The following is an 8,505-nucleotide window of genomic DNA, read 5'->3' as shown; positions in this document are numbered from 1 at the left end:
TGTCCTCCTTCAGTTCTTTCAGGATTTATTTTGCCTTCTCTTTCCCATCTTCTCAATGTTTCAGGATTAACGCCCAGATATTCAGAAGCTTGTTTTATATTATACAAATTTAACACCTTTTACAATTATTACATATTGCATGTAATATTATGTAAATTTGTTGTATAATTTGGGAACTGTTTTATTCCCAAAGATAATCTGATTTTATCGTCGATAACCTTCAGTTGATCTTTCTTGAATGTACATATGAAGTTACCGTCTTTATCCAGATACTTTGGTAGAGAAACTGGTTTTTCATATTCACCTTTTCTCTTCTTATCCAGAAGTTTGAAGAACGATTTCATACTCCTATCCACAGTTTCTATAGTATTCTGAGCAGCCTGTGAAGGCAGAAGCTTGTAGTTGTCGTTCTCTTTGACCATGTGATAAACTGATTCGCGCTTCAGATATTTTCCATTAGCAAAGAAATACTGCCTAATAGTGTACAATGTATAATTGTACAGGTTCTTGGACAGTCTGGTCAACCTCTTCAAGGTCTCATAAGTTTGCTTATCTGCACGGAGATGGTTCTTCTGGGTCAGATACATGTATTATTATACAATCGTTTATCAAAGTATCTAAAAATTTGCTACTGTTTATTTATGCATACCTTAATGCTGAATAAATCGTGTTTTATATATATTTATAAAGTTTATTCAGATTATTCATTAAGCCGGTTTTTTGCTTCTTCAACTTCATCAATAATTCCAGGATATGCACTGAAAAGGGATAATATATCAAGCGCTGCAACAAGGTCAACAACACCAAGTGCAGCCACAAGAGTTCCGTCACTTGAATGCAGCGGTGTTACAACAACTGGTCTGCCTTTATAAACACCTTCCTGAGGGACGTCCCTTATTGTTTTATCAGTTTTAATTACCTGTTCCAGAATAGGACCTGTATAATCTCTATCTGCTACTTCCCCCCTTTCCATGCGTATTCCATTTTTGTTTTTACTGCGGATAGTTGTAGGGATTCCTATCAATGTATGTATAGCTAAAGCCAGTGGTTCAAGGTCGTCTGAACTGGAATTTTCAGTAATTTTTATATTACCCATTTTACCTACCTTATATAAATAAACGATTTAAAACAATAATAGATTATCGCTCAAAATTATCATCCTTTGTTCCTGATGTATTCATAAGCTTTTGCAGCCGCAATCGCACCATCACTTGCAGCAGTAATAACCTGCCATAGAGGACTTTTTCTACAGTCTCCCGCAGCATAAATTCCTTCAACCGAGGTTTCCATAAATTCATTGGTAATAATAAATCCAGATTTGTCTTTTTCTACATCTATAAGGTCTGTGTTGGGGTCAATTCCCACATATATAAAAACACCCTCAATTGATATTTCACTTAATTCATTAGTGTTTAAATCTCTAAGCAATGCTGATTCAACAAAATTGTTACCTTTTACTTCCTCAAGAACTGTGTCCCACAAAAATTCTATGTTCTCTCTTGAACGTGCCCTGTCTTCTAGAACCTTTGAGGCTCTCAATTCATCTCTTCTGTGTACCTGATAAACCTTGTTTGCTACATTGGATAAAATCAACGCATCCGATATCGCAGTATTACCCCCACCTACAACAATCACATCACGTTCCTTATAAAACGGGGCATCGCATGTTGCACAGTAGGATACACCTCTGCCATAATAAGTGTCTTCTCCGGGTATACCCAGTTTGCGGGGTTTTGCTCCTGTTGCAATAATTACTGCTTTTGCCTCAATATCTACATTTTCATCAGTGGATACTACTATTTTATCGTCCTCAGGTCTAACACCGGTAACTCCCTTATTTTCAATCGGAACACCTATGCTTTCAGCATGTGCTTTAAAGGTGTTCATCAATTCCATTCCGTTAATAGATGAAAATCCCGGATAATTTTCTACCTCTTGTGAGGATGATATTTGCCCTCCAATTGCCGTTCTTTCCAGCAAATATGTGTCAAGACCGTATCTAACAGCATAAATTCCGGCTGCAATCCCTGCAGGACCTCCTCCAATAATAATCAAATCATTCATTAAACAACACCTCAAGTAATCGCTTTAATTGCTTTATCTTTATCAGGCAATCCAATAAAAGCAACTTCACCATCTATAATTGTTGCAGGAACCCCGCGTAGTCCATACTCGGATATTACATCCTGTCCCTCTTCTGAATCCACATCAAGTTCTTTATATTCAAAATCATATTTTGAGTGCAGGTCTTCCCAGAGTTTAATTGCTGAAGGACAGACGTGACACCATTTCGCATAAAGCAATGTTACTTTTACCACACAAATCACTCCTTAAGGTTCCAAAAATATTATCTGATTAAGGCTATATCAAATTAATTGTTTTTTGCTGTTAAGTATTATCTGCTTTCTGTATGTCAGAAAGAAGATGATTCATTCTTGCAAGATTATTTTCATCCATTAAACTGCCATATTCATCAAGCAGTTTTTTTAATTCGTCCAGACTATCACTATTTACCGGCTTACCTCTGGAAAACCTAAATTGAAGATCTTCATATAGCTTAATCAGTTCTGGAAACACTATCCTCGGATACGTTTTTGCCATTTCCCCAAATAAATTCACAGCTTTGGGAAAAGGTAGGACGAGATATTTATCAAAATCTCCTTCAAAACCAGAAAAATGGTTTGCACTTATAAACCCAAGTTTTTTAAAAAATTTCTTTGCTCTTTCATTATCAGGTCTGGTTACTAAACATGAACCCAGCAGATATTGCGATGCAACTGCCAGAAGCGTTTTTCCAACCCCTTTCTGCCTATATGATGAATTGATTTCAATACTTCTTAATAAACAACACTGATTAGTATATTCAAATCTTGTAAATCCAACCAGAACATCCGGAATTGAAAACGCTACTACAATAATATGACCTGAATCAATCGATGATTTTAAGAAGAAACGGTAGGGTGTAGCAAATCTGTTGCGAAAATAATTAAATCCGTTGACATCCACTTTTATTTTAAGTTTATCAATACTCTTACTGGATTCGGGAACTGCATATACTATATTACCCGTCCTGTATAAAATTTTGAAACCGTCCATAAAGGATAAATTATGTATTTATAAAATAGCGTTTGTATCTACCCTTCTTCTGAGAATATATATGAGATTGGTTTTCCAGTTTATCAAGACTTTCGGACAAATTTTTAGATATTGTGTTTCCGTCAGAATCCAACTGTTTTTCCAATTTTTTAAAGGTAGATGTTTCCATATTTTTAAGCGTTTCAAGAACAGTTAAATCATCGTTATCTAAATCATCATCAGTATTGTTGATATCTGGTTGTATGGATGTATCCTGAATATTTGATATCTGGGTTTTTATGGACGAGAGTTCATCCTCAATTTTTGTTAATTTGTCATCATCAACTTTATTCTCAAGTACGGATTGTATATTTTCAAGAGATTCCAGTATCTCCTGTTTAAACAATGCTAAATCATTGTTCATGTTCTGGATTTTTTCATCCATTTCCATGAGTTCTTTCCTTTCTGCTTTTGCATCCAGTCTGCTTTCCAAATCCGTTTCATAAGTGTCCTTATCATTATCTGGTTCATTTTGAATATCTGCAAGTTTTTTATTCAATGTTTTGATAGCACGGGTATGCAAATTTATTGCATTGGTCATTTCTTCAATCTGGTTATTGATTACGGATATGTTTTCAGAATTGTTATCAATACTTTCTGATTGCTTATTTTGTATTTTGTTTATAGATTCCAAATCTTTGGAAAGGTTAGATGTTTTATCTTTAAGATTTATCAGTGAATCATTCAACTCGTTTAATTTTGTCTCATGGATTGTTACCTTATCAACTGCATATTCAAGGCTACCGGTTTCCACAAAAGACCTGAAATCCCGTCCTTCATAACTTGGGACATATACTGATAATTTATTGTAAAGTTCAACATACGTTCCATGTATCTGCTTTCTTGATACCAGTTTTGATTCAACAGCTTCTGAGAGTTTTTTTACCATAAACCTGTTGTTTTCAAACCTGAAAAAATCCACACCCGGGCTTGATTCTCTGACTTCTCCTATTGCAGAATTTACTATATTGGATACTTCATGTTTCCCATAGACATCAAGCATAGCAGACAGTAGGTCATTTAATGTTTTTGCGTAGGTAATTTCAAGTACATCTGGAGGGATTTTTCCCGGATCCACTCCTTTTTTGTTTAATGCATCTTCTTCTTTGGCAAGTCTTTTGAGACGTTTTGAAAAACTGGTAAAATTATACTTTAATTGATTGAAATCATCATAATTAGTTTTAGTTTTAACATCATCTTTTAATTGTGATATCGTTTGGCTGTTGGAATCTGTACGTTCATCAACAAATTGTTGCAGATTTTCAAGTCTGGATTTTAGGTCTGATATTTCCTTTTCCAGTTCTTTTTTTTCAGACCTGTCCATATACTCGGTAACATCCTTTTGAGATTGATTTTCGGGTTTACCTGATAACTCCACATTTTTTGTTTCATCATATGCAGATGACCTGGCAGGAACCAGTTTTATATCATTTCCAGTATCCAAAGTTTCACCATCCAATAAAGGTTATAAAACAAATGCCTCAAGTTTACGTTTTATATCAGGCAGCCATTCATTTTTACACATATCTGCAACATAATCCCCGTGAAGGGGACGTATCTGGTCTTCTATCACCATTTCAACAAGCAGTATCCACTCATTTTCAGTCATCCATTTGGGAGATGATGCAATTTCATTAAACGCCATAGTAAGAACCTGGTCTACTTCTCCCCGACCCATTACACTGCTTATCTTGGACTTGATATCATCAAGGATTTCCATATTCTTCTTATATTCAGAAGATTGTGTGTACATCTCATCAAATACCCGTTTTGACAGGGCTCGTAGTTCATTTGCGACATCCTCTGAATACTGGGACAATTGATCAGATGTCATTGGTCTCTGCTCAAATATATGAAGCATTACTTCCCTTGTTGTATCGATTATTTTCATATTTTCTGTAAGGTTTACCTTCTGGGTAAACAGAGAAATTAAAATTGAACCTCTCCCAACTGATGAAAATATAACAGTTCCAAACTGATATTCAACTATTGATTGTAAGAGACCGATTTCGAGTTGCTGGCTTATATGTCGGAGATTGTTGTTTATAACATTGGTAAATTCAAATATTCTTGAGCCTATATCCTCGGGTATATAAGAAGCATAGATTTTTCCGTCTACACCAGCAAAAAGTACTACATCCACATCACTTATCTGATACATCCTTTTAAGTTGGGATTCCAGTGCGAATTTTAAGAGGGATACGTCCTCAAGTTCTTCTTTTACCTTTTTTACCACATCTACCACTCTCGATGATTATCCGGCTAATTCTTCCAGTTCACTAAGGTCTTCTATTTCAACAGTGTCGCTCTCTCCACCCTCATTTTCCTCATCTGATTTATCAAAAGATTCTGTTGTCTGCTGTGATGATTCGTTACTGGATTGTTCACTTTGACTGGAAAATGTGTTATCTTTATCAACATTTTCCGAACCTGATACATCATCTTTTTTGATTGCTTGTGTCAAACCATAGGTTTCAAACAGCATTTGGAGTGTTTCTTTGGGAGAGAATGAATATGACCAGTATTTTTTCACATAACGTATTTTATCAAGGAACATCTCCGAGGCACCAAGGTCGGAAGCAGTCTTAATAGCCTTATCAAACATGCCGTCATATTTGTTCGCATCCTCTGGCGAGACTACCGGAGTTGTCTTTGCAACTACACCGATTCCGCGAACGAAGATATAGGGATACACTTCTTCTCCATGCCTTGTTGCACGCATTTTGATGATTTCCAGTGAACGGTTAAATGCTCCTCCAATAGGTCTGTAAGTTAAATGAATTGCCCCATCTGATAGATAAACCGGAATTAATACATCTTCACCTATTGTTTCCCCGGGTGCTGAATGTTCTTCAGTGGTTACAAGAACAGCTCCCAGTTGTTTGAGAGTATAAAAAAGCTTGGTTATAAGTTCACGTTGTTCCTTTTTATCACTGATAGACCAGATTAATGGTGTCAGTGGGTCGATAACAACTCTTGTCCTTACCGAATAATCTTTATTTGCCTCTACCAATGCAGGCAACTGTTCTTCTACCAGTTGTTTAAAATCCTCTCCTTTTGTATGGAAAAAGAACAGCTCACTTTCATGATATTTTTTCATATTAAAACCGAGTTTTTCGGCTTCTTCAAGAATCTGTTCAGGTGGTTCTTCCAGGCTTACATATAAAGCATTTTCACCATTTTCCAGACCATACATGAGGTACTGCATTGCAAAAGTCGATTTACCTGTTCCACTTGATCCCACTACAAGCAGTGTTGTGTTGTCACGCAATCCCCCTTCTATTACCCTATCAAGACCTGCAATTCCTGTGGGTATTCTGTCTTCGTCCATATTTGTCACCAAAACTTTTAGCTTTCTGAATCAGATTCGTGAACAACTTCGCCTTTTTCAATCGAAAGAATAAGGTCTTCATCGTCATCAAAAGGATAAGCCTTTTCAACATATATGGACTCGATGGATTCGCCCCTTATCATTACCAGATTACTAATGTGTTTCCAGCCGTTAACTGTCTTTTGTACTGCATCTTTTAATAATACATTAGTATAGCTGTAGTCCACTTTTTCACAATATCCTCTGTAATGTGCATTATCTGTTATTACACGGATATAAGTACCTAAAAAATTTGTAAGTGATTCACAAAAATCATCAGATATATTTTGAGTCATAAGCCCATCTCCATTTTTATTTTTGTTTTTTCTTCATTTTTTCAAAGAGCTCAGCAAAACTCTGGGAATTCTTGGATTCTTCTTTAGCTTCATTGGTTTTTTCACTTTCATTATCCTGGGTTTGCGTGTCAGATGATTGTGACTGTGATTGTTGAGTATCACTTTCATTTTGAACCTTTTGTGCCATTTCACCAAATGCAGCCCCAAAGGTTTTTTTATTTGACGCTATTTCGGCAAGTTCTTCTTCCTTTTTCCAGGGTGGCTCAAACTCTTTTTCTTCTACATCTACATTACCAGCATATTGTAGATAGGCATCACCGATATCTGTGAGTTTACCGTTTTCAATTAATTTGTATACAGTAAGTGTATCAATTCTTTGCTGTATATCCGCTTCATCAAGTTCTGATGGACGCTCACCATGTAATATTCTTTTATCATAACTGTCAAGCATTATCTGATATGCTGATATTGGCTGCAGGTCAACCTTGAATTTACAGAGTTTATCCCCATCCTTTACACATTCGATTTCCTCGACAGTGCATTCCAATTCAAGATCTTCAGTAAAAAATCGGTGCAAAGCATCCGAGGTGGCTACACAGACCTTCTGGTTTTCAAGTGCAGGATACAGACTGCAAACTGGACAATTGGGAACTGCAAATATATAGTGCATGGGTGCGTAGGATACCAGCTGCATATCACCCAGTCCAATTTTTTTAAACAGGTTCATGTGGAACTTGTATAATGGAGTGGATTTTATTGAATTTATATCATGAGCCTTCAGAAACTTACGCGTTTCACTCCACGGTACTTTAGACTTTGGAAATTGGTCACTGATTTTTTCCTGTATCTTTAACATCTTGCCGAATGCACCCATTGACTCTGCAAAACTGCCCCCTCCATCAATTGGTGGTGGACTCTGGGATTCATCATTCATAAATGGTGGTAAATTATCAGACATACACAAATACCCCTTTTAGTTCATAACATTGATTTATTACATGATCTCCTGAAGCTTTTTCAATCCTGTATTGGTAAGTGCACCGCCGTTATCGCATAATTGCTGTTCTTTTAAGTTCTTGAAGCTGTTTGTTAAGGTGTCAGCATCAACTCCAATGAGGAATCCCAATTTCTGGAAATCGGTGACTCCTGTATAGAGGAGATACAGCAATTTTTTATCAATATCAGATAATGACTGAGATTTCTGGGAACTACCACACATCGGCTGCAGGTAATTTTTCAATGTGTTTATGATAGATTCATTACCTGCCAACAGTGCAGTCGAAGAAACATTAGTTCCCTCAACAAGATGTGATTCTTTTACATAATCAATTATTAAAACATCTGAAGCACCTGTTGCTCTCTGTGCTTTTGTTTTGATTGAACTGGTAGGTTCCCTGCCAATCATAGTAATATTTTTTAAAGGTATTGTTTCCCAGCCGTTTCCTACTGAAAACCAGAGATTGATATTGGTTAAATACATCACTCCCTTTTCCCAGTTGTTGGAATATAGGGAATTTCCCATCATCACCGCATTAGTAATATAATGCAAATCTACCTTTGCAATACCCTGTTCTTGAGCCATAATCACACCAGCTGATATAAAACTAAATATATTTTTAACCCTGTATATATCTGTTAACACTTAAAAATCTTCTGTTATTTAACTGAATTTCTGAGTATAACCAAACAAATATTTACTACTGA

General features: G+C 36.1%; 11 protein-coding genes and 1 pseudogene. All 12 read right to left on the bottom strand.

The features are described from left to right. The coding region (locus QZ276_RS04895; protein WP_292485814.1) for a MerR family DNA-binding transcriptional regulator at positions 1 to 116 on the bottom strand (116 nt) is incomplete at its 3' end. Positions 117 to 182: 66 nt separating this feature from the next. Next, positions 183 to 587, bottom strand: a pseudogene (locus QZ276_RS04890) (RNA-guided endonuclease TnpB family protein); the annotation flags it as partial. A gap of 113 nt (positions 588 to 700) precedes the next feature. Then, positions 701 to 1,096 (bottom strand): DUF2111 domain-containing protein, encoded by a 396-nt coding sequence (locus QZ276_RS04885; RefSeq protein WP_292485812.1) that lies wholly within the window; start codon positions 1,094 to 1,096, stop codon positions 701 to 703. Between the two features lie 59 nt (positions 1,097 to 1,155). Then, positions 1,156 to 2,064 carry a thioredoxin-disulfide reductase gene (gene trxB / locus QZ276_RS04880; RefSeq protein WP_292485810.1) on the bottom strand — a complete coding sequence of 303 codons (909 nt, stop codon included), beginning with the start codon at positions 2,062 to 2,064 and terminating at the stop codon, positions 1,156 to 1,158. An 11-nt stretch (positions 2,065 to 2,075) separates the two neighbouring features. Then, on the bottom strand, positions 2,076 to 2,318 hold the full coding sequence (locus QZ276_RS04875) for a thioredoxin family protein (RefSeq protein ID WP_292485808.1): 243 nt from the start codon (positions 2,316 to 2,318) through the stop codon (positions 2,076 to 2,078). 70 nt (positions 2,319 to 2,388) lie between these two features. After that, positions 2,389 to 3,096 (bottom strand): GNAT family N-acetyltransferase, encoded by a 708-nt coding sequence (locus QZ276_RS04870; protein WP_292485806.1) that lies wholly within the window; start codon positions 3,094 to 3,096, stop codon positions 2,389 to 2,391. A gap of 10 nt (positions 3,097 to 3,106) precedes the next feature. Then, entirely contained in the window at positions 3,107 to 4,579 is a 1,473-nt protein-coding gene (locus QZ276_RS04865) for a hypothetical protein (RefSeq protein WP_292485804.1), read from the bottom strand. A 21-nt stretch (positions 4,580 to 4,600) separates the two neighbouring features. Continuing rightward, positions 4,601 to 5,371 (bottom strand): hypothetical protein, encoded by a 771-nt coding sequence (locus tag QZ276_RS04860; protein ID WP_292485803.1) that lies wholly within the window; start codon positions 5,369 to 5,371, stop codon positions 4,601 to 4,603. A gap of 18 nt (positions 5,372 to 5,389) precedes the next feature. After that, entirely contained in the window at positions 5,390 to 6,466 is a 1,077-nt protein-coding gene (locus QZ276_RS04855; RefSeq protein WP_292485802.1) for an ATPase domain-containing protein, read from the bottom strand. 17 nt (positions 6,467 to 6,483) lie between these two features. Next, positions 6,484 to 6,801: a hypothetical protein gene (locus tag QZ276_RS04850; protein ID WP_292485801.1), complete on the bottom strand. Its 318-nt coding sequence runs from the start codon at positions 6,799 to 6,801 to the stop codon at positions 6,484 to 6,486. A gap of 16 nt (positions 6,802 to 6,817) precedes the next feature. Next, entirely contained in the window at positions 6,818 to 7,759 is a 942-nt protein-coding gene (locus QZ276_RS04845) for a 4-vinyl reductase (protein WP_292485800.1), read from the bottom strand. Positions 7,760 to 7,795: 36 nt separating this feature from the next. Continuing rightward, entirely contained in the window at positions 7,796 to 8,383 is a 588-nt protein-coding gene (locus QZ276_RS04840; RefSeq protein ID WP_292485799.1) for a hypothetical protein, read from the bottom strand. Between the last annotated feature and the right edge of the window lie 122 nt (positions 8,384 to 8,505).

This window comes from Methanohalobium sp., from assembly GCF_018609725.1.
In the GTDB taxonomy this organism is placed as follows: Archaea; Halobacteriota; Methanosarcinia; order Methanosarcinales; family Methanosarcinaceae; genus Methanohalobium.
The sequence above is the reverse complement of the archived record's forward strand: the minus strand, read 5'-3'. Positions and strand labels throughout refer to the sequence as shown.

Excerpts from the sequence above, each read along its gene's own strand:
- QZ276_RS04845 (WP_292485800.1), bottom strand. The coding sequence starts at position 7,759 with ATGTCTGATAATTTACCACCATTTATGAATGATGAATCCCAGAGTCCA.
- QZ276_RS04850 (WP_292485801.1), bottom strand. The coding sequence starts at position 6,801 with ATGACTCAAAATATATCTGATGATTTTTGTGAATCACTTACAAATTTT.
- QZ276_RS04840 (WP_292485799.1), bottom strand. The coding sequence starts at position 8,383 with ATGGCTCAAGAACAGGGTATTGCAAAGGTAGATTTGCATTATATTACT.
- QZ276_RS04855 (WP_292485802.1), bottom strand. The coding sequence starts at position 6,466 with ATGGACGAAGACAGAATACCCACAGGAATTGCAGGTCTTGATAGGGTA.
- QZ276_RS04885 (WP_292485812.1), bottom strand. The coding sequence starts at position 1,096 with ATGGGTAATATAAAAATTACTGAAAATTCCAGTTCAGACGACCTTGAA.
- trxB (WP_292485810.1), bottom strand. The coding sequence starts at position 2,064 with ATGAATGATTTGATTATTATTGGAGGAGGTCCTGCAGGGATTGCAGCC.
- QZ276_RS04870 (WP_292485806.1), bottom strand. The coding sequence starts at position 3,096 with ATGGACGGTTTCAAAATTTTATACAGGACGGGTAATATAGTATATGCA.